This is a genomic window from Pseudoalteromonas sp. SG45-5 (assembly GCF_014164085.1).
Lineage (GTDB): Bacteria > Pseudomonadota > Gammaproteobacteria > Enterobacterales > Alteromonadaceae > Pseudoalteromonas > Pseudoalteromonas aliena.
Genome location: NZ_JACJEM010000004.1, coordinates 69,324 through 88,769 on the forward strand (window position 1 = coordinate 69,324; position 19,446 = coordinate 88,769).

Annotated in this window: 19 protein-coding genes; 6 read left to right on the forward strand and 13 right to left on the reverse strand. The window is 38.7% G+C overall.

The features are described from left to right. Nucleotides 1-7 precede the first annotated feature (7 nt). From H5119_RS01920 to trmL, 3 genes are all read right to left on the reverse strand, one after another. A complete protein-coding gene (locus tag H5119_RS01920) occupies nucleotides 8-733 on the reverse strand; it encodes an ABC transporter substrate-binding protein (protein WP_077536890.1) in 726 nt (241 codons plus the stop codon). A 338-nt stretch (nucleotides 734-1,071) separates the two neighbouring features. Further along, on the reverse strand, nucleotides 1,072-1,257 hold the full coding sequence (locus H5119_RS20395; protein ID WP_252371765.1) for a hypothetical protein: 186 nt from the start codon (nucleotides 1,255-1,257) through the stop codon (nucleotides 1,072-1,074). A gap of 332 nt (nucleotides 1,258-1,589) precedes the next feature. After that, on the reverse strand, nucleotides 1,590-2,054 hold the full coding sequence (gene trmL, locus H5119_RS01930) for a tRNA (uridine(34)/cytosine(34)/5-carboxymethylaminomethyluridine(34)-2'-O)-methyltransferase TrmL (RefSeq protein ID WP_077536891.1): 465 nt from the start codon (nucleotides 2,052-2,054) through the stop codon (nucleotides 1,590-1,592). Nucleotides 2,055-2,214: 160 nt separating this feature from the next. Between trmL and H5119_RS01935 the strand changes: the two genes are divergently transcribed. Further along, complete coding sequence (locus tag H5119_RS01935) at nucleotides 2,215-3,081, forward strand: cation diffusion facilitator family transporter (RefSeq protein ID WP_182701015.1); 867 nt, start codon at nucleotides 2,215-2,217, stop codon at nucleotides 3,079-3,081. On the opposite strand, the gene H5119_RS01940 is transcribed toward H5119_RS01935, so the two are convergent. From H5119_RS01940 to H5119_RS01950, 3 genes are read right to left on the reverse strand one after another with little or no spacing between them, the layout of a single operon-like run. Further along, nucleotides 3,041-3,988, reverse strand: a complete 948-nt coding sequence (locus tag H5119_RS01940; RefSeq protein WP_182700990.1) for an alpha/beta fold hydrolase — start codon at nucleotides 3,986-3,988, stop codon at nucleotides 3,041-3,043. The genes H5119_RS01935 and H5119_RS01940 overlap by 41 nt on opposite strands. Before the next feature lie 3 nt (nucleotides 3,989-3,991). Next, the gene (locus tag H5119_RS01945; RefSeq protein WP_182700991.1) at nucleotides 3,992-5,407 is read right to left on the reverse strand and encodes an ATP-binding protein; all 1,416 of its coding nucleotides are present in this window, start codon (nucleotides 5,405-5,407) and stop codon (nucleotides 3,992-3,994) included. Next, complete coding sequence (locus tag H5119_RS01950) at nucleotides 5,385-6,074, reverse strand: response regulator (protein WP_182700992.1); 690 nt, start codon at nucleotides 6,072-6,074, stop codon at nucleotides 5,385-5,387. Before H5119_RS01950 ends, H5119_RS01945 begins: the two co-directional genes overlap by 23 nt. A gap of 187 nt (nucleotides 6,075-6,261) precedes the next feature. Here H5119_RS01950 and H5119_RS01955 point away from each other — a divergent pair, with 187 nt between their 5' ends. Then, entirely contained in the window at nucleotides 6,262-6,750 is a 489-nt protein-coding gene (locus H5119_RS01955) for a Spy/CpxP family protein refolding chaperone (RefSeq protein ID WP_182700993.1), read from the forward strand. 69 nt (nucleotides 6,751-6,819) lie between these two features. Here the strand turns inward: H5119_RS01955 and yacG are convergent, their stop codons facing one another. From yacG to nadC, 7 genes are all read right to left on the reverse strand, one after another. Continuing rightward, nucleotides 6,820-7,050, reverse strand: coding sequence for a DNA gyrase inhibitor YacG (gene yacG / locus H5119_RS01960; RefSeq protein WP_077536896.1), 231 nt, complete (start codon nucleotides 7,048-7,050; stop codon nucleotides 6,820-6,822). Between the two features lie 188 nt (nucleotides 7,051-7,238). Further along, nucleotides 7,239-8,915, reverse strand: a complete 1,677-nt coding sequence (pilB, locus tag H5119_RS01965; protein WP_182700994.1) for a type IV-A pilus assembly ATPase PilB — start codon at nucleotides 8,913-8,915, stop codon at nucleotides 7,239-7,241. Nucleotides 8,916-9,030: 115 nt separating this feature from the next. Further along, entirely contained in the window at nucleotides 9,031-9,675 is a 645-nt protein-coding gene (gene coaE, locus H5119_RS01970) for a dephospho-CoA kinase (RefSeq protein WP_182700995.1), read from the reverse strand. A 1-nt stretch (nucleotide 9,676) separates the two neighbouring features. Then, on the reverse strand, nucleotides 9,677-10,561 hold the full coding sequence (locus tag H5119_RS01975) for an A24 family peptidase (protein WP_182700996.1): 885 nt from the start codon (nucleotides 10,559-10,561) through the stop codon (nucleotides 9,677-9,679). 16 nt (nucleotides 10,562-10,577) lie between these two features. Further along, nucleotides 10,578-11,804 (reverse strand): type II secretion system F family protein, encoded by a 1,227-nt coding sequence (locus tag H5119_RS01980; RefSeq protein WP_182700997.1) that lies wholly within the window; start codon nucleotides 11,802-11,804, stop codon nucleotides 10,578-10,580. 73 nt (nucleotides 11,805-11,877) lie between these two features. Next, nucleotides 11,878-12,333 carry a pilin gene (locus tag H5119_RS01985; RefSeq protein WP_282130285.1) on the reverse strand — a complete coding sequence of 152 codons (456 nt, stop codon included), beginning with the start codon at nucleotides 12,331-12,333 and terminating at the stop codon, nucleotides 11,878-11,880. Nucleotides 12,334-12,998: 665 nt separating this feature from the next. Continuing rightward, on the reverse strand, nucleotides 12,999-13,844 hold the full coding sequence (nadC, locus tag H5119_RS01990) for a carboxylating nicotinate-nucleotide diphosphorylase (RefSeq protein WP_182700998.1): 846 nt from the start codon (nucleotides 13,842-13,844) through the stop codon (nucleotides 12,999-13,001). A 324-nt stretch (nucleotides 13,845-14,168) separates the two neighbouring features. Here nadC and ampD point away from each other — a divergent pair, with 324 nt between their 5' ends. The 4 genes from ampD to aceE all read left to right on the forward strand — a co-directional run bounded on the left by ampD (nucleotide 14,169) and on the right by aceE (nucleotide 19,445). Beyond that, a complete protein-coding gene (gene ampD / locus H5119_RS01995; RefSeq protein WP_182700999.1) occupies nucleotides 14,169-14,723 on the forward strand; it encodes a 1,6-anhydro-N-acetylmuramyl-L-alanine amidase AmpD in 555 nt (184 codons plus the stop codon). Between the two features lie 13 nt (nucleotides 14,724-14,736). Then, nucleotides 14,737-15,588: a beta-lactamase regulator AmpE gene (gene ampE, locus H5119_RS02000; RefSeq protein WP_138586618.1), complete on the forward strand. Its 852-nt coding sequence runs from the start codon at nucleotides 14,737-14,739 to the stop codon at nucleotides 15,586-15,588. 349 nt (nucleotides 15,589-15,937) lie between these two features. Beyond that, nucleotides 15,938-16,687: a pyruvate dehydrogenase complex transcriptional repressor PdhR gene (pdhR, locus tag H5119_RS02005; protein ID WP_077536905.1), complete on the forward strand. Its 750-nt coding sequence runs from the start codon at nucleotides 15,938-15,940 to the stop codon at nucleotides 16,685-16,687. Between the two features lie 91 nt (nucleotides 16,688-16,778). Further along, the gene (aceE, locus tag H5119_RS02010) at nucleotides 16,779-19,445 is read left to right on the forward strand and encodes a pyruvate dehydrogenase (acetyl-transferring), homodimeric type (RefSeq protein WP_182701000.1); all 2,667 of its coding nucleotides are present in this window, start codon (nucleotides 16,779-16,781) and stop codon (nucleotides 19,443-19,445) included. Nucleotide 19,446 lies beyond the last annotated feature (1 nt).

The following is a 19,446-nucleotide window of genomic DNA, read 5'->3' on the forward strand; positions in this document are numbered from 1 at the left end:
TAGCCCCTTACTTAAGGTAGTTTGCCATAATGGTATTAACATCGATTTTTGCTAGTCCTTGATTATAAATTGTTTGCCATTTTTGTCCTTCTGCATCATTTCTAAAGGCAATGTATAGCTTTTTATCTTCTAATAACGTTGTATTCATGGCTACTTTACTTTTTATTCCTGCTAAAGACTTATCTGTAGCTAGTAAATACTTAAGCACATTGGCATCAATCACCGCAGCATCAATTCGTCCAGCAGCTACTTTTTTAATGTTTAGGACATCAGAAGGTGCTGCGTCGCCTTTAATTGTGCCAGAAGCTATCATGTCATCAAGCTCCTTAGTGTTGACATAATCTTGTACAACACCAATACGTTTACCTGAAAGGTCATTCACCGATGAAAAGGTTATTGGCTTAGCACTATTTTGCACAAGGCCGAGCGGACCAGTGCCAGTTGCATCAGAAAAAATAAAATCACTGGTTTCGTGCATATATTCTGGAAAGTATCCAACATATTTTGAATTTGCTTGTAAGGCCGAATTTACTGCACGAGACCAAGGATAGAAGTCAACAATAAGCTCATGCCCTTCAGCCTTAAATGCAGCTTTTGCAACGGCTACAGATGCGCCTTGTTGTTCTAATGATTTATCAGAATAAGGTGGCCAAGCCAGTGATGTTAAATGCACTGTTTCAGCAGCGACGAAATTAGAAAAAGTAATAAAAATAAATAGTAATGTAATTTTCATGTATAAACCCTTAGAAATTAAATGTTCTTGAAACGGTTATTAGTAAAGTTGTATCGCCGTATGTTTCTAAATTTGTACCTTCATAGCCTGCAGTCAAATTCAAATCACTCCATGTATAATTTGCGGTTATACCCAATGCATCTAGTTATCGTCGAAGCTTAAATAATCAGCACTTAAGCTAATTGAGAATACATTATTAATTGGAATGTTGTGCGTCCAGCCTCTGTAGTAAAGTCATCCCATGCGTACCAAAAATTAAGGCTAGTAGTGCAAAAATTGAATTTAGCATAAGTTTTGATGTAATCATAATGGGAACTGAATTTATCACCTGAGTATGTCTATTGTGCAATATCAATATCTAGATTAATTAAATCGGTTAAGCTTGTGTAATAGCCAATATAAGCATCTGCTTCTATATCTGTCCCTTCTTGAGTTTGACTAACATAATTGAATAAGTAATCAGACGCTAAGGTAGCGGTTGCAGAGTAGGCTAAAAGTAACGAATAATAAAAAAGTTTTCCCATAGAGTTTTAACTATAAGTAAATAACTGCATGAGAATGAGCTTAGTTCAATAATTATATTTATGAGAAACGTACAAGAAAAAAAATTAGCGAATATTAGGGCGTGTTGAGCTGTAAGGATTAAAGTTTGTTCAATTTAGAGGTAATTAAATATTAATTGCTTCAGTTCGTAGAATGAATTGTTCTACTAATGCTCATTAAAAATAGCATTGAACAACTCTTTATTGTTGGCCCAGCTTTGGGCTTAGGAAATAATAGATTGATGATTTAGCCAAGGGCTTTAATTTTTACTTATGATATGCCTTGGCTTAAATGTAATAAAGGATCTAAAGCACTATTGTGCGTTAGGAAAGCCTAATTGACGCCACGATTCATAAACAAATACAGCGACTGCATTTGATAGGTTCATGCTGCGGCTATTGGCTTGCATAGGAATGCGTACACGTTGCTCATTTGGCAGTGCTTGGATCATATCATCTGGAAGGCCACGAGTTTCAGGGCCAAATACAAGGCAATCACCAGCTTCGTAACTTGCTTGATGATGAAATTGGCTACCTTTGGTGGTGCATGCATATACTTTTTTAGGTTTACATTTTTCAAGGTAATCTTCAAATGAGGCATGACGCTGAACATGGCTAAACTCGTGATAATCAAGGCCAGCACGTTTTACACGTTTATCGTCCCACTCAAAGCCCAGCGGTTCAATTAAGTGCAGCGAATAACCTGTATTTGCGCACAAGCGAATAATATTACCTGTATTAGGCGGTATTTCAGGTTGGTATAAAACGATATCCAGCATAGTGAGCCTTTTCAATAATCTAAAGTTTAACGATGTGCAGTATACACGAAACCCTCAAAAAAAATGATATACTCAAATTATTGAATACATCTATTTAGCGGATAAAAACGTGCATAACCGTAGTTACGAATTTTGGGTTAAAACTTCCAGTATTGTTACCATGGTCATGGTTAGTTTGATGATTGCTGCAAAAACGTGGGCATGGCTAGCATCGGGGTCTGCGTCAATGCTTGGCTCGTTAACCGACTCACTAATGGATATTACGGCCACGGCGATGAGCTTTTTGGTTTTAGGCTACGCGCTGCGCCCAGCTGATGACGACCATCGATTTGGTCATGGCAAAGCCGAAGCCATAGCGGGGCTTGGGCAAGCTGCATTTATTGCTGGCTCCGCTTGTTTACTTGCATTTCATGGTGTTGAGCGCTTGTTTAATCCCGTTGTTCTTAGCCATTCTCTTCTCGGTGTTTGGGTAAGTATTTTTGCCATTGCGTGTACTTTAGTTATCGTATTTGTACAAAATAAAGTGATTAAATATACAGACTCAATCGCAATTAAGGCCGATTCTGTGCATTACAAAGGCGACTTGATCTTAAATGCTGCAGTGTTACTCGCTATTTTATTAGCTTATTACGGGGTGTTGTATGCCGATCCACTCTTTGCAATTGGTGTGGCCGGCTACTTAATTTATAACAGTTGGGATATTGCCCGTGATAGTGCCGACCACTTAATGGATAAAGAACTACCAGATGATGAAAAACAAAGCATATTTGACATAGCCAAGGCGCATACTGATGTGCATGGTGTACATGGTATTCGTACTCGCCAAGGTGGAAAAATTAAGTTTATTCAAATGCATTTAGAGCTTGATGATAATTTAAGCTTAATTCGCGCACATAATGTAGCTGATGAAGTTGAAGCATTGATAACCAAAGAATTTGAGTCTCAGGTCGATATTTTAATCCACCTCGATCCATTGTCGGTAATTGTTAAGCCGTCACCGACCCACAAAACTGATACAAGCTTGTAAGCAGAGGTTTGCGTATTTCATCACGTTCAAAGAACAGTTCGTGCTTAGCGCCAGTAAAGCTTTCTAATACCGCGTTGTCGTGCCTGTTCGCCAATTTATAGTGTGCATTGTTGTCGACTATCTCGTCGTTTTGCGCGCTGGCAATGTACAGCGGAATGGATACGTTTAACGTATCCATCGACGATATAAATGCAAACGTAGCATTTAACCAGCCATAAGTAACACCACCAAGCTGTAGTAACGGCTCTTCATGATAGGTTTTTCTAAATAACTCGTAACGTTCAAGGCTACTGGTTAGTGTATTTAACGCAAATTCATCGGCAGTGTAATCGGTTTGTCCTAGCGCATAAGTGTTTTTAAAGCCAAGTTGTGTTGCTGTACTTGCAACGAATTTAGCTAAAGGTTTTGGTATGCCTTTAGTGTAAATGTCGAGCATAGGGGCTGAGAAAAATGCGCCACTAAAATTGTGTTTAAAATGTGCAAGATACTCAAACGCGACGGCTCCACCCATAGAATGGCTCACCAACACCTTACTCCCTTGCCAATGAGCATCTACAACCCGCTTATTAAATAAATTTAGATCAGCACTGTAATCTTTAAATTGGTTAACATGGCCTTTATGTTTATTTTTTAGCTGTCGGTAAGAGCGACCTTGCCCTTGATGATCGGCGATAAACACCGCAAAATTATTGTTATAAAGCTCCCACAACAATTCTTTATATTTATCTAATCCTTCAAGACGTCCTGCGCTGATAACAATTGCAGTGTGTGCATTATTAGGCAAAGCATAGGCATAAAATAGTTGCCCGCTAGGAGTCTCTAAATAAGCTTTAATGAGTGTTTTGGTATAAAAGTTATTAATCGTTAATTGATTACTTTGCAGGTCGTGCTCACTACTATAAAACATGGTTTACTCTTTAATTATCGGCAGGGTGATATTAGCACACAAGCCGCCTTGATCTTTATTCGATAATACTAAACTACCGCCGTGTGCGGTAATCGCATTTTTTGCAATTGCTAAGCCTAAACCAGTGCCACCACTTACACGATCCCTAGCATCTGATTGCCTAAAAAACGGCTCACAAAGTTTATTAAGTTGCTCATCTGGTACACCAGAGCCATCGTCACATATTTCTATATAAATTGCATCACAGTGCTTTAGTGTAACGCTAATGGTGCTATTTGCGTATTTAATGGCGTTACGCAGCAAATTTTCAAGAGCGCTGGCAATAAGCGCTTCATCGCAGTCAATGCTCACTTGTGCATCGCCACTTACTTGTAATTTTTTATTATTTTGTTTGGCCTCAAATTGTGCATCATTTAGCACATGGTCAACAATAATTTGTAGTGGCTGGGTTTGTAATGAAAGCGCTTGGCTTTTTGCTTCTAAGCGAGAGACTTGCAGCACATCAGCAATCATTTTATCTAACTGATTAGCTTCTTTTTCTATACGTAATAAATACGACTGACTAGCTTCGTTTGCTTGCATTTGAGCAAGGCCTGTTGCCATTTTTAAACGCGTTAATGGCGAGCGCAACTCATGGGATATATCGGCAAGTAAGCGTTTTTGAGAGCTAATAAGTAGCTCCAATTGATTTGCCATGCTGTTGAAGTCACGACCAAGTATGCCAAGTTCGTCTTTTCTGTTTACTGAAATAGCAGCTCGCGCACTTAAATCGCCATTGGAGAGTTTAATCGCGGCTTTTTTTAAGCTATTAATTGGCGCAATTAAATTGCGACTAAATAAAAAGCTTAAAATCAGAGAAGCAAAAATAGCAATAAACACTTTCATCCAAATAGGCATTAATTTTAAACGAATAAAAAACGGCTGTTGCTGATTAATATCTATTTCGTATAAATAAAAGTCACCTTCAGGCAGGGTTATTTGTATCGGTCCAAAAGCTTGGTATTTTTCGGTAAAAATAACTTGTGGAGCCATATTTTTAGTGAAATTAAGTAAGCTTAAATCTACATCACTCGGCACTTGTTTGCTCGTCAATGAATCCTCAAGTTGATCTGAGTTTAAATATAATAATTTGCGTTTGGATAGGCGAGGATGAGTGAGCGTTTCGCTAAGCGAACGCCTGTGTTTAATAACCGAGCGCTCAAGGTTTTTGGCTGTGTAAAGCAGGTTTTTCTTCATTGGCCCATGCAAAGGCTCATTACTTACCGCATTGATGGCAGTAATGTTACTTAAAAAAATGAGAGCAGTAACCGTGCCTATTATTGTTAACCAAAACCATATAAATATTTTAAAAAATAAATAATGTCTAGGGTTTTTAACATAAGTAAACAAAGCATACTTACTCGCCTTGAATGAATACATAGCCTGTGCCTCGCATTGTTTTAATTCGCTCTGTAGGGATATACTCAGCTATTTTTTTACGTATATTGCTAACGTGCATGTCTATAGAGCGATCGAATGATGCTAAGCGGCGACCCAATACTTCTTCGCTAATCAGCTCTTTACTTACCACGTCACCAGCATTTTTGCAGAGCAACGCTAATATTTCATATTCTGTGCCTGTAAGGCACAACACATGCTCGTTTATAGAGGCTTCTCTGGCAGCATAATTAACGATTACACCATTGATTAATACTTTGTTACTGGCCGTCATATTTAAACTATTTATATGCTCAATACGGCGCGTAATTGCTTTAACACGGGCGAGTAATTCACGGTGGTTGAAAGGTTTTGGAATATAATCATCGGCGCCTAGCTCTAAGCCAAAAATGCGATCGAAGTCTTCGCCTTTTGCAGTGAGCATAATCACCGGTGTCAATTTGCTTTGTCTTAACTGTTTAAGTACTTCAAAGCCATCGAGAGTCGGTAGCATTACATCAAGCAATATGAGTGCGTAGTCGTTCGCCTGAGCTAGCTTTAAGCCTTGCTCGCCATCGTGTACGCTTTGTATTTCAAAGCCCTGCGCCTTTAAATACTCGCTTAACAGCTCACAAAGGCCCATATCGTCATCAATCATTAATAGTTTCATTTGCAAACCCTTAGAGTTACTTATGGCGTAATTTTACGCGCAAAATTATCTGAAAGTGAATCTTTACACAACCTTTACACTGCTTTGCGTTACTTTGCATTGCAAGATGTATAGTTAACTCAGCTGATTAAGCAGTGACAACTAACCGAACTAAACCATAAGTTAAACCCATCGTTAAGGTATGATTATGACTAAATTAAATACACTTTCTAAATTAGTACTTGTTTGTGGTCTTGCAACTGCCACTCTAGGTGCTGGTAGCGTAATCGCTAAAAGTGACGGACACAAGCAAGGCCATTCTCAAGCGCATTTTTTACTTTCTGAACGTGGTGCTAATAAGCTTGATTTAACCGATGAACAACAAACCCAATTAAAAGCAATTTTTGAAGCTCAAAAAGCCCAAATGCAAGCGCTAAGAGGCACTGATAAAGAAGCACGAAAAGCGCAGCATGAGGCTAACAGAGCTAAAAAAGAAGCATTACTTGCTTCTGCTAGCTTTGACGAAAGTGCAGCGAAAGAATTATTAACGCAACGCCATCAAAAAAGCGAAGAGGTTGGACTCATTAAATTAAAAACTCAGCATCAGGTATGGCAAGTTTTAAATGCAGAGCAACGCGAGAAATTTGAAAAAATGCAAAAGCGTATGAGTAAAAAGCACCGTAAACAAAAAAGTTAATTTTACTTTTTTGTAAATACTAAAAAACCAGCGTAATGCTGGTTTTTTTTAGGGCATTATGGAGATAAATTATTTAAAAAAATCATCTTCATTTTTAGCCATCATGGCTTCAATATCTTCAATCATGTCTTGGCTAAATTCATCTGCGGAGGTGATTGGCGCCGAAATTTTATTATTTTCAAACGACCACTCACCGAGATCAATAAGCTGGCAGCGCTTTGAGCAAAACGGGCGAAATGGACTTTGCTCTGACCATTCAACTTTAGTTTTACAGGTTGGGCAGTTTACAACAGTAGGCATAAATTACTCTCTACAAATTTTTGGTGCATATTATATTGCTTAACCTGAACTCTGAATAATAAATTTAAATATCATTTATTATTCAATATATTAGTAAATACCTTAACCAGAGTTCAGGTTACTTAGATATGAGTCTCTAAGTATTCTAAATTATATCTTCAGAGCTTTATAATTATTACGGTGTGTCTTTAAAAATTAGTCACACGGTTAATTTCAGCAAGTGAGGTCATACCATCAGCGGCTTTACGAATACCAGATATACGCAAATTATTAAACCCAGCTTTAAGTGATACATCTGCTATTTCTAATGAGTTGCCGCCGCGCATAATAATTTGGGCAATTTCAGGAGTGATTTGCATAACTTCGTAAATACCCACACGACCTTTATAGCCATCAGTACAGCTATCACACCCTTTTGGTGCATATAGTGTCATTTCACTTATTTGTTGCGCGCTAAAGCCTTGGCGAGTGAGTTCTTCGCTTGGTAGTATTTCAGGCGTTTTACATTTAGGGCATAAACGACGTGCTAGGCGTTGGGCTATAATTAAGCTGATCGAACTTGCTACGTTATAAGCTGGCACACCCATATTTAATAAACGGGTAATTGTTTCCGGTGCTGAATTAGTATGCAAGGTTGATAATACTAAGTGGCCGGTTTGTGCTGCTTTAATAGATATTTCGGCGGTTTCTAAATCACGTATTTCACCCACCATTACCACGTCTGGATCTTGACGTAAAAAGGCGCGTAATGCATTGGCAAAGGTCATATCCGCTTTAATATTAATTTGTACTTGGTTAATACCTTCAAGGTTAATTTCAACCGGATCTTCTGCGGTGCTAATGTTGCGCTCTGGTTTATTTAGTATGTTTAAACCAGTGTAAAGTGAGACCGTTTTACCAGAACCGGTTGGCCCTGTTACTAAAATCATACCTTGAGGCTGAGCAAGTGCATCCATATATAATTTTTTTTGTTCTGGTTCGTAACCTAATACATCAATGCCTAGCATAGCGCTTGAAGAATCAAGGATACGCATTACTATTTTTTCGCCCCACAGCGTTGGCATCGAACTGACACGAAAGTCGATACTTTTTCGTTCAGTTATTTTTAGTTTTATACGGCCATCTTGCGGTTTACGTTTTTCAGCAATATCTAAGCGCGCCATTACTTTTATACGCGCAGAAAGTTTAGTTGCAAGAGTATTAGGCGGACTTGCTACTTCGTGCAAAATGCCATCAATACGAAAACGGATGCGGTATTTGTGCTCATAGGGTTCAAAGTGTAGATCAGACGCGCCTTTTTTAATTGCATCCATCAAAATTTTATTGATGTAAACAATGATCGGCGCATCTTCTTTTTCATCATCTTTTGGTGCGGAGTCTTTTACACCTTCGGTGTCTAAGTCTGCAAACTCTTTAAATTCATCATCACTTAAATTTAAACTTCCCGCTGCATCGAGTAATTGCTCAATTTTATTATTAAGCTGAATATAATCAACAACAACAATCTCACACGACAAACCAGTGCTAAATTCAAAATTTTCAAACGCGCCATAGTCGGTTGGATCAGAGGCTGCGATGTAAACTTTTCTATCTTTTTTTACCAGCGGTAAAATATGATGCTTGCGAATAAGTTTTTCTTTTACCAGCTCTGCAGGAATTTTCGCAGGATCAAAATCTTTTAGATCGAAGTAGGGTACGCGAAATAAATCGATGCATTGTGCAGCTAAATCTTTACTGTCGATTTTGCCACATTTAGAAATAAGCTCAGCTGTTGAGGTAAATTCTTGTTGTTTTTCTTTGACCATATCTGCATCGATACGACCAAGGGTAATAAACTTTCTCAATAACGGTGAGTTAATATTCATTGCGCACCTGTTTAAATCTTTCAATGTTAACAATTTATCAGAAAAAAGAAGGGGATTACATCACTCTTCACAATCTAGGCTAATTTTATAAGCTGAAACAGTAATATATGACCGTTTAAGTTGTGTTTTTTGACACTAATTTTAAGTAATGATCATGAAGTAACAAAATATCTAACTTTACGAGTGCTAAATCGCGGTCGTTATTTAAAATGTCGTCCGCTTTTTGCTGTTTATTTTCACGAGACATTTGCGTGGCAATAATACTATTTACTTGATCAAGACTCACGCCGTCGCGTTTAACTGTTCGCTCTACTTGTATATTTTTAGGTACGTCAATGAGGAGAGTACGATTGCACTGTTGATCAAGGTTATTTTCAAATAGCAATGGTGCAACTAAAACGACATAAACACTACTGGCCGCATTTAAATCGGCGAGTATTTTATTACGGATCAGAGGGTGAAGTAAGTTGTTCAGCCACTCTTTATCTGTATGGTCAGTAAAAATACGGGTGCGCAAGGCACTTCTGTTTAACGTACCATCGCTTAGTAATATCTCGTCACCAAAGTGAGCTATTATTGCGTTTAAACCTGTGCTGTTTGGTTCTACCACTTGGCGAGCGACTATATCGGCATCAATAATTGTTATCCCAAGCTCCTCAAACATATTACTGATAGCTGTTTTACCGCAGCCAATACCACCGGTTAAACCTAATACCCAATTTGGGCTTTTGGTGTTTTTTTCACCTGTTTGCTTATTCATTTTAGTAACCAACTAAATTTAAATACATAGATTGCAGTTGGTTGCCCCAAAGCATAGTGATCCAACCTGCGATTGCCAAGTAAGGGCCAAAAGGAATAGGGGTGGCTTTGTCTTTTCCTTGAATACTTAATAATGTAATACCAATAATGGCACCGACTACGCTTGAGAGTAATATAATCGTGAGCAGTGATTGCCAACCAAGTAGGGCACCAAACACGGCAAGTAATTTAAAATCGCCGTAGCCCATACCTTCCTTACCGGTAAGTAACTTAAATAACCAAAATACACTCCATAAGCTTAAATAACCGCAGGCCGCACCAATAATGGCATCGCTGGGTGATATGGTATAGCCTATTACAGATGCTATTAAGGCAAGCCACACAAGCGGTAATGTAAGCTGGTCGGGTAAGAGCATGTGATCAATATCAATGAATGTTAATGCAACTAATGCCCACGTAATTAAAATATAGAGTAATGCTTGTTCATTAGCACCCACAGTATATGCAACAACTAAGCTCAATAGCGCCGTAATGGCTTCAACAAGCGGGTAGCGTGCGGCTATCGTATTTTGACAACTTGCGCATTTTCCTTTTAATGCGAGCCAACTAATAATTGGGATGTTTTGCCAAGGTTTAATTGCAGCTTTACAGTGCGGGCAGGTTGAGTTGGGTTTTACTAAATTAAATGGCGTGGTATTTAAAGGCACGCTATTTTTAAGGTCATCCTCTAATAAAATACGGCATTCACTTTGCCATTCTTTTTGCATCATTAACGGTAGCCGGTAAATGACCACATTTAAAAAGCTACCTACACATAAACTAACTAAGCCAATGGCGGTTAAGTAAAACCACAATTGGCTTTGCATTACTTCTATAATACTTTGCATATAAAAAACCAAATAATTAAATAACAGAACCAAGTTGGAAAATAGGGAGGTACATAGCAACAATTAAACCACCGACCAGCACACCGAGTACAGCCATAATTAATGGTTCTAATAAGCTAGATAAGCCATCAACTGCATCATCTACTTCTTGCTCATAAATAGTGGCTACTTTGGCCAGCATATCATCAAGTGCGCCAGACTCTTCACCAATAGCAACCATTTGGATTACCATATCGGGGAATATTTTTGAATTGCGCATAGCCCAGTTCATTTGGTTACCTGAGGCAACCTCTGCTTTTATATCTAAAATAGCATAGCGATATACCGCATTACCTGAAGCACCCGCCGCAGAATCAAGAGCTTCAATTAACGGTACACCAGCTGCAAACGTGGTAGAAAGTGTACGCGCGTAACGCGCAACGGCTGCTTTATTTAAAATCATGCCTATTACAGGTAGCTTTAATATAACCCTATCGTTGGCATCACGTAGTTTTAAGCTTTTAAGTTTAGCTTCTTTAAAAATCCACCCAGCGGCAACCATTATTATTAGTATAATCCACCAGTATTCTTGCATAAATTCAGAAATAGCAATCACAAATAAAGTAAATGCAGGCAGCTCAGCACCAAAACCAGCAAAAATGTCCTGAAATTGCGGCACTACAAATATGAGCAAAATTGAAGTAACCATAAGCGCTATAACGAGTACCGCTATAGGGTAAAACATGGCTTTTTTGATTTTTGATTTAAGCGCTTCCGATTTTTCTTTATAAATTGCAACGCGATCAAATATTTTATCAAGAGCGCCCGATTGCTCGCCCGACTCTACTAAATCGCAATATAAGTCATCAAAATAACGTGGGTATTTTCTAAGTGCAGTAGACAGAGGTTGGCCGGCTTTTACGTCACCCGAAATCGCTCCCATTAGCTTGCTGACACTCTTATTAGTAGAGCCTGAGCCAATCATTTCTATCGATTGTATAAGGGGGACGCCCGCGATAAGCATAGTTGCAATTTGCCGAGTTACTAATGCTATATCTTTTGGGGTTATTTTTTGAGTATGTACACCAAATAAAGGTTTTGGTTTACGTTTAACTTTTGAAGGGGTGACCCCTTGTTTGCGAAGCTGTGCTTTTACTAATGCGATGCTGCTTCCCGAAAGCTCCCCTTCAAGCCGCTTACCTCGGGCACTAACACCAACCCACTGAAAAGTATCAATTTTCTTTGAATCAGGTTGTATGGCCATTTATAACTCTCACTAATCAATACAAATAAAAAAGGTAGCCAAATATGGCTACCTTGATGTTGTAGTTTTCTAATTATTTCGTAGTAACATTGTGGCATGAGCTCGGTACATACTTGTTTTTAGCCGCTGCATCAATAGAACAAGTCCAATTAATCTCACCTGCTGGTGGAGTACCTTTTACTAAAGCCGCTGAGCCTGTTTTTGGAGTCATTGCTATTGCAACTGCACCGGCTTTTGCTTCAGATGTTACTGTGATAACGCCTGTATCAGCAGCAACTGCAACAATGCCACAGTTTTCAGTTTTAGCATTAGCGTTAAAACCAGAGTTAAAGTCAGCACCTTCAGATGCGTTCATTGCGACAGTTGTTTTTGCTGCGCCTGCTAGGCTAATACACTCAGATACACGAGCTTTAACGGTGTAGTCTTGATACGCAGGCAATGCTACTGCAGCCAAAATGCCGATGATTGCTACTACAATCATTAATTCTATTAGGGTGAAACCCTGTTGTTTTTGAGTCATTGTTTTCATGTTTCCTCTCCTAAAGGATAGATTTTTGTATGTTCAATCATGTAAGTGGCAAGCCGCTTAACTTAATTGATTTATTTACCGTTTTATTTAAAGTAAATTTTACTGCATTTTTAGCTTAGGTTTAAAACACCAAAGCTAAATACGAATTCATTATATACAAGCTATTAAACGATTAACTAAACACTCATTCCTTTATATGCTAGTAATACCAAACTGCATAAATCTTTGAACAATTTAACGAATTAAATTGCACTATAACGTCGTTAAAAATTTTTTATTTAGAACAACTAGATACAAAAAATTTTGCCTAGTTCTAGCGTAATTTTCTTAACGTTAAATAGACCCCATATAAGCAGATTGATATAACAACTAATAACTCAGAGTATAGACATAAAATAAACAGTTTGGTGACTTTCGTTTTTACAACGTTAATAACAAGCTGCTTTTACTTGGTGCAGCTCTGTTACTTAGTATTGCTTTTAAAGTGTAAGTAATACACCGGTGTAATTCTATCACTGTTTTTTACTATTTAGCATCGTTGTAAAGTTAAAAAGGATACTTTATTTAACAAATTGTTACAAAGTAATCCTTTTGGGTTATTAAATGCTTTTTTTCATATTCTGTCAATGAATTAGCGAGGTTTAAGTTTTATTTTTGTATTATTTTCAGTCGAAACGCATAGACAAATCGATTGATTGTAAATTTTTTGTTAGTGCTCCGCTTGATATAAAGTCAACACCCGCTTGTGAGTAGGTTTTAAGCGTTTGTAGAGTCATATTGCCTGAAACTTCAAGCTTTGCGCGTTTATTAGTTAAAACAACGGCTTGCTTAATTTTTTCAACACAAAAGTTATCCAGCATTATAATATCAGCGCCAGCATTAATGGCTTGATCTAGCTCATTAAGTGATTCAACTTCTACTTCAATTGGTTTATTTGGGTGATTTAATTTTGCTTGAGTAACGGCTTTGTCAATTGTGCCACAGGCTGCGATGTGGTTTTCTTTAATTAAGAATGCATCAAATAAGCCAATGCGATGATTTGCTCCGCCGCCACATTTTACTGCGTATTTTTGTAATGCGCGCAGGCCCGGTATGGTTTTACGGGTATCGAGTAATTGTGTTGTGGTGCCACTTAACTCTTTTACGTAATGGGCCGTTGTTGTGGCTGTGCCAGATAATGTTTGTACAAAGTTAAGCGCGGTACGCTCTGCCGTTAATATTGAGCGGGCTGAACCGGAGGCCGTAAATAATGTGCTATTAGCTTTAACGGCATCACCATCATTTATAAGCACAGTTACGTTAACTGTTGAATCTACTTGTTTAAATACTTCAAGGATGATGTCTTTACCGCAAAATATGCAGTCTTCACGCGTTATTACTTTAGCGCTTGCTTGCTCGTTTTGTGGGATCAGTTGCGCGGTAATATCACCATCTTGCGCAGTTTGATAATTTAAATCTTCGTCGAGAGCCAAAGTGACTAGTTGAGTGATGAGAGAGTGCGAAATGGACATAGTAAAGCTCATAAGCGTTAATAAATTAAGCAAATTTTACTATGTTTGTTGATGAAAGAGAAGCGCTTAGCTTTTAATGCTCGGCTACAAACAAGGTCAGTTTAGAGATGGTTTTTCCTTATTTAACCTGAACTCTGGTTAAGAGATTTACTAACGTAGTTAGCGCTAAGAATAGTAGTTTGAGATAGATTTATTAGTTAGAGTTCAGGTTATTGAGCATTGATACCAAAAAACTTAGCATTGGACGTTACTCGCTATCATTTTTTTTATAAATCCTTTAGCATCAGTGCTATATATTTTTGGTATTAATACAATAAACGTGTCATGAAAATAGATTTAAATGGTGTGATGAGTAACACGCTCCAGCGTAGTTGTACGCATTTTGATGAGCGCCCAGATAATACCGATATTTCATTGTTGGTTATCCATAATATATCGCTTCCCGCTGGGCAGTTTGGTACGCCTTTTGTGGATGATTTATTTATGGGATCACTTAACTGTAAGGCTCATAAAAGCTTTGCTGATTTAGAAGGGGTTAGAGTATCTGCACATTGTTTTATTAAGCGTACTGGCGAAATTTTACAATATGTACCTTTTTCTAAGCGAGCATGGCATGCTGGTTTATCTGAATTTTCGGGGCAAACTGCGTGTAATAATTTTAGCATTGGCATTGAGCTAGAAGGCACGGATACCACGGCTTATACTTTAGCGCAGTACAAAGTGTTAACGAGTGTGGTGCAATCTATAATGCAACGTTATCCTAAAATAACACCTTCACGTATTGTGGGGCACTGCGATATAGCACCGGGTCGTAAAACTGACCCTGGCGATAGCTTTGATTGGCGATTGTTTTTTAATATGCTTGAGCAATCAAGCTAAGAGAGTAGCTACAATGATTTTGGTTTCTATAATAATTGCATTAATACTTGAGCGTTTAGGGGCTCGCTCAAGTTATTGGCAAATAAGTTATTACGCGAATGGTTATTTAAAACGCTCGACTAAATTACTCGCAGCGAAAGGTTTATTTGCCTCAGGTATTGGGTTTTTAATTTGGCTTGGGCTTCCTGTTATTGCGATGGCGTTTATTTATTGCTTATCTGACTTTGTGTTGTGGCACTTGGGTATTAATGTTGCCGTGCTTTTAGTGTGTTTTGGTTGTGCAAAACAACGTGCGTTATATAAATCATACTTAAATGCTTTAACGCGAGATGATGGTACAGCAGCATCGTTATATGCGTTGCAAATTGGGCAAAAGCGTACTGAGGATCAAGATAACGGCGAAACCTTTGGGCAAACATTAGCGTGGGTTAATTTTAGATTTTACTGCGCGGTTATTTTTTGGTTTGTTATTTTAGGTGCGCCAGGCGCTGTTTTGTATGCGTTAGTACGTACTTTTGCAGATCTTGTCAGAGAAGATCATAAGGTGATTTTTGCCAAACACTTTAAGTTAGTACATAAATTGTTATTTTGGCTTGATTGGTTACCAGCGCGTATAACGAGTTTTGGTTATTTAGTGATAGGAAACTTTAATAAGGGTACAAGTTGTTGGCTGCGTTATGCGCTTGATTTTTCCAGCCCTAATCGCAAGGTCGTCACTTGCACAGCATTAGCCGCTGAACAAGTAGAAAAACGCTATTACGGCTGTACCTACGAAGCCACTTGTATGATTAAGCTTGTTAAGCGCAATGTATTATTTTATTTAGTCCTTATAGCGTTGCTTACATTATTTGGTGGGCTGTCTTAAGTTAATACCTTCTTAATAAAGCACCTTATGCAATGTGAGGTGCTTTATCTTTTTATAATTTTCAAACACAATAAAATAGAGTGAAAACTCTAAATTCATCTGGTCAGACCAATTGCTTTTCATCTTGTTAACGTTCTCTTTTTGTATCAAATTGTGTATTGTTTGACCTTCGTTCAAAATGCGTTACGCTACTGCTATTACTCAAATGTTGTGTAAATTGACAGCTATTAGGCTTTTTGATACCTTATTGTCAAATTTTGGTATGACCAATTTACCTTCTGGGTAAGTCATACCTCTTAAAGCCTTGTTTTATGGGCTCTTGGTATTAATACAACGCGGACGTTGATTCATGTCTTTAAAGATTAAAGCAGCAAAATTATCTGATGTTATTTTACAGCAACTAGAGAACATGATTCTTGAAGGCTCATTAGCACCAGGTGAAAAGTTGCCACCAGAGCGTGAACTAGCAAAGCAGTTTGAAGTGTCTCGCCCATCGCTGCGTGAGGCGATTCAAAAATTAGAAGCAAAAGGTTTAGTGACGCGTCGCCAAGGTGGTGGCACGTTTGTAAAAAATCAGCTAGAAGAAGGCCTTACTGATCCATTGTTTGATTTGATTAGTAAGCATCCTGAATCGCAGTTTGATTTACTTGAATTTCGTCATGCATTAGAAGGGATTGCAGCTTATTACGCAGCACTGCGCGGGACCAGCACCGATTTTAGCAAAGTAAAACAAAGCTTTGATGAAATTGCCCTAGTTAATGATGATTTACAGCAAAAAGCAAAAGCGATTAATGAATTTCACTTTAGCGTGGCAGAAGCCTCACATAACGTGGTGTTATTGCATTTAGTTAGAGGTATGAAAGCGCTGCTTGAGCAAAACGTATTGCAAAATTTAACTGTTTTATTAAAAAAGTCAGATATTAGCAGTCAGTTAGCCCAGCACAGGCGTTTATTAATGGATGCCGTTATTGACGGTAATCCAGAACAAGCCCGTTTAGCAAGTAATGCGCACTTAGCATTTATTGAAGAAGCATTGCTTGAAGCAGGCAAAGAACATTCGCGAATTGAACGTAGTTTAAGACGCACCAAACAAAATTAAGTTAATACGCGACTACTTTGAACACACTAAATCAAGTAGCAGTGAGATTAAATTAACAATATTCGTATTTTACACATAAGGAAACCTCCATATGTCTGAAGTCAATAAAATTGACGTAGACGCGCTAGAAACACAAGAGTGGTTACAAGCTCTTGAATCAGTTGTGCGCGAAGAAGGTGTTGAACGAGCTCAGTTTTTACTTGAGCAAGTATTAGAGCAAGCCCGTTTAGACGGCGTTGATATGCCAACGGGTATTACCACGAACTACGTTAATACTATTCCTGTAGATCAAGAGCCTGCTTACCCAGGTGATGTAAATCTTGAACGTCGTATTCGTTCAATTATACGTTGGAACGCGATTATGATCGTTCTACGTGCATCTAAAAAAGATCTCGACTTAGGCGGCCATATGGCGTCTTACCAATCATCTGCTGCATTTTATGAAGTGTGTTTTAACCACTTCTTTAAAGCACCAAATGACGTAGACGGTGGTGACTTAGTTTATTATCAAGGTCATATTTCTCCAGGTATTTACGCGCGTGCATTTGTTGAAGGGCGTTTATCGGCGGCACAACTAGATAACTTCCGCCAAGAAGTAGATGGCGAAGGCTTACCATCGTACCCACACCCTAAGTTAATGCCTGAATTTTGGCAGTTTCCTACGGTATCAATGGGCTTAGGTCCTATTTCGTCTATTTACCAAGCACGCTTCTTAAAATACCTAGATGGTCGCGGCTTAAAAGACACTAAAAACCAACGTGTATACGCGTTTTTAGGTGATGGTGAAATGGATGAGCCAGAATCACGCGGTGCAATTTCTTTTGCTGCACGTGAAAAGCTAGATAACCTTTGTTATTTAATTAACTGTAACTTACAGCGTTTAGACGGCCCAGTTATGGGTAACGGTAAAATTATTCAAGAGCTAGAAGGCTTGTTTAAAGGCGCTGGCTGGAACGTAATTAAACTAGTGTGGGGCAGCGGTTGGGATATTCTTCTAGCTAAAGACACAACGGGTAAATTACTACAGTTAATGAATGAAACAGTGGATGGCGATTACCAAACATATAAAGCCAAAGATGGCGCGTACGTACGTGAGCATTTCTTTGGTCGTTACCCAGAAACAGCTGCACTTGTGGCTGACATGACAGATGACGAAATTTTCGCGCTTAAGCGTGGTGGACATGAACCGTCAAAATTATTTGCTGCATTTAAAAAAGCAGAAGATACGAAAGGTCGTCCAACTGTAATTCTTGCTAAAACTGTAAAAGGTTACGGCATGGGTGAAGCGGCTGAAGGTAAAAACATTGCGCACCAAGTGAAAAAAATGGACATGTCGCATGTTGCACATTTACGTTCACGCCTTGGTCTTGATGATTTAGTTTCTGAAGAGCAACTGGCAGAGCTGCCTTACTTAGAGCTTGAAGAAGGTTCGCCTGAGCATAAATACCTTCATGCTCGTCGTGATGCACTTAAAGGTTATACGCCTAAACGTATTCCACGCTTTAGTGAAAAACTGACATTGCCAGAAGTAGACGCGTTTAAACCGCTACTTGAAGAGCAAAAACGTGATATCTCTACTACTATGGGCTTTGTTCGTGCACTTAATATCTTATTAAAAGATAAAGGCATTGGTAAAAACATCGTACCAATTATTGCCGATGAAGCGCGTACATTTGGTATGGAAGGTTTATTCCGTCAAATCGGTATTTACAACCCACATGGCCAAAACTATACACCACAGGATCGTGATATTGTTTCTTACTATAAAGAAGCGACTTCTGGTCAAGTATTGCAAGAAGGTATTAATGAGTTAGGTGCAATGTCGTCATGGGTTGCTGCAGCAACGTCATACAGCACTAACGATTTACCAATGATCCCATTCTACATTTACTACTCTATGTTTGGTTTCCAACGTGTTGGCGACATGGCATGGATGGCGGGCGATCAACAAGCACGTGGTTTCTTATTAGGTGCTACTGCGGGTCGTACAACGCTAAATGGTGAAGGCTTGCAACACGAAGATGGTCACAGTCATATTCTTGCTAATACGGTTCCTAACTGTATTTCTTATGACCCAACTTACGCGTTTGAAGTTGCAGTTATTGTACAAGACGGTATTCGTCGTATGTACGGTGATGATCAAGAAAATATTTACTACTACCTAACGCTTATGAACGAAAACTACCATCAGCCAGCTATGCCAGAAGGCGCTGAAGAAGGTATTCGTAAAGGTATTTATAAGCTTGAAAGTTACGCAGGTAAAAAAGCCAACGTACAGCTATTAAGCTCAGGTACTATTATGACTGAAGTACGTAAAGCCGCTACGATTCTAAGCGAAGAGTATGGCATTGCGTCTGACGTGTTCTCAGTAACGTCTTTCAACGAATTAACGCGTGAAGGTCAAGATGTTGAGCGTTTCAACATGCTTAACCCTGAAAGCGAGCAAAAAACAGCATATATCACAAGCGTATTAAACGACTCTGTGACTGTTGCAGCAACGGATTACATGAAAAACTACGCTGAACAAGCGCGTTCATTTATTCCAAGCAGCAACTACAAAGTGCTAGGTACAGATGGTTACGGTCGTTCTGATAGCCGTGAAAACCTACGTCGTCACTTTGAAGTTAACGCGGGCTACGTTGTTGTTGCTACGTTATCTGAACTTGCTAAACGCGGTGAAGTTGAGAAGTCAGTAGTTGTTGAAGCACTTAAAAAGTTCAACATCGACACTAACAAACTTAACCCACTGTACGCATAAG

Excerpts from the sequence above, each read along its gene's own strand:
- H5119_RS01920 (WP_077536890.1), bottom strand. The coding sequence starts at position 733 with ATGAAAATTACATTACTATTTATTTTTATTACTTTTTCTAATTTCGTC.
- H5119_RS20395 (WP_252371765.1), bottom strand. The coding sequence starts at position 1,257 with ATGGGAAAACTTTTTTATTATTCGTTACTTTTAGCCTACTCTGCAACC.
- trmL (WP_077536891.1), bottom strand. The coding sequence starts at position 2,054 with ATGCTGGATATCGTTTTATACCAACCTGAAATACCGCCTAATACAGGT.
- H5119_RS01935 (WP_182701015.1), top strand. The coding sequence starts at position 2,215 with ATGGTCATGGTTAGTTTGATGATTGCTGCAAAAACGTGGGCATGGCTA.
- H5119_RS01940 (WP_182700990.1), bottom strand. The coding sequence starts at position 3,988 with ATGTTTTATAGTAGTGAGCACGACCTGCAAAGTAATCAATTAACGATT.
- H5119_RS01945 (WP_182700991.1), bottom strand. The coding sequence starts at position 5,407 with ATGTATTCATTCAAGGCGAGTAAGTATGCTTTGTTTACTTATGTTAAA.
- H5119_RS01950 (WP_182700992.1), bottom strand. The coding sequence starts at position 6,074 with ATGAAACTATTAATGATTGATGACGATATGGGCCTTTGTGAGCTGTTA.
- H5119_RS01955 (WP_182700993.1), top strand. The coding sequence starts at position 6,262 with ATGACTAAATTAAATACACTTTCTAAATTAGTACTTGTTTGTGGTCTT.
- yacG (WP_077536896.1), bottom strand. The coding sequence starts at position 7,050 with ATGCCTACTGTTGTAAACTGCCCAACCTGTAAAACTAAAGTTGAATGG.
- pilB (WP_182700994.1), bottom strand. The coding sequence starts at position 8,915 with ATGAATATTAACTCACCGTTATTGAGAAAGTTTATTACCCTTGGTCGT.
- coaE (WP_182700995.1), bottom strand. The coding sequence starts at position 9,675 with ATGAATAAGCAAACAGGTGAAAAAAACACCAAAAGCCCAAATTGGGTA.
- H5119_RS01975 (WP_182700996.1), bottom strand. The coding sequence starts at position 10,561 with ATGCAAAGTATTATAGAAGTAATGCAAAGCCAATTGTGGTTTTACTTA.
- H5119_RS01980 (WP_182700997.1), bottom strand. The coding sequence starts at position 11,804 with ATGGCCATACAACCTGATTCAAAGAAAATTGATACTTTTCAGTGGGTT.
- H5119_RS01985 (WP_282130285.1), bottom strand. The coding sequence starts at position 12,333 with ATGAAAACAATGACTCAAAAACAACAGGGTTTCACCCTAATAGAATTA.
- nadC (WP_182700998.1), bottom strand. The coding sequence starts at position 13,844 with ATGTCCATTTCGCACTCTCTCATCACTCAACTAGTCACTTTGGCTCTC.
- ampD (WP_182700999.1), top strand. The coding sequence starts at position 14,169 with ATGAAAATAGATTTAAATGGTGTGATGAGTAACACGCTCCAGCGTAGT.
- ampE (WP_138586618.1), top strand. The coding sequence starts at position 14,737 with ATGATTTTGGTTTCTATAATAATTGCATTAATACTTGAGCGTTTAGGG.
- pdhR (WP_077536905.1), top strand. The coding sequence starts at position 15,938 with ATGTCTTTAAAGATTAAAGCAGCAAAATTATCTGATGTTATTTTACAG.
- aceE (WP_182701000.1), top strand. The coding sequence starts at position 16,779 with ATGTCTGAAGTCAATAAAATTGACGTAGACGCGCTAGAAACACAAGAG.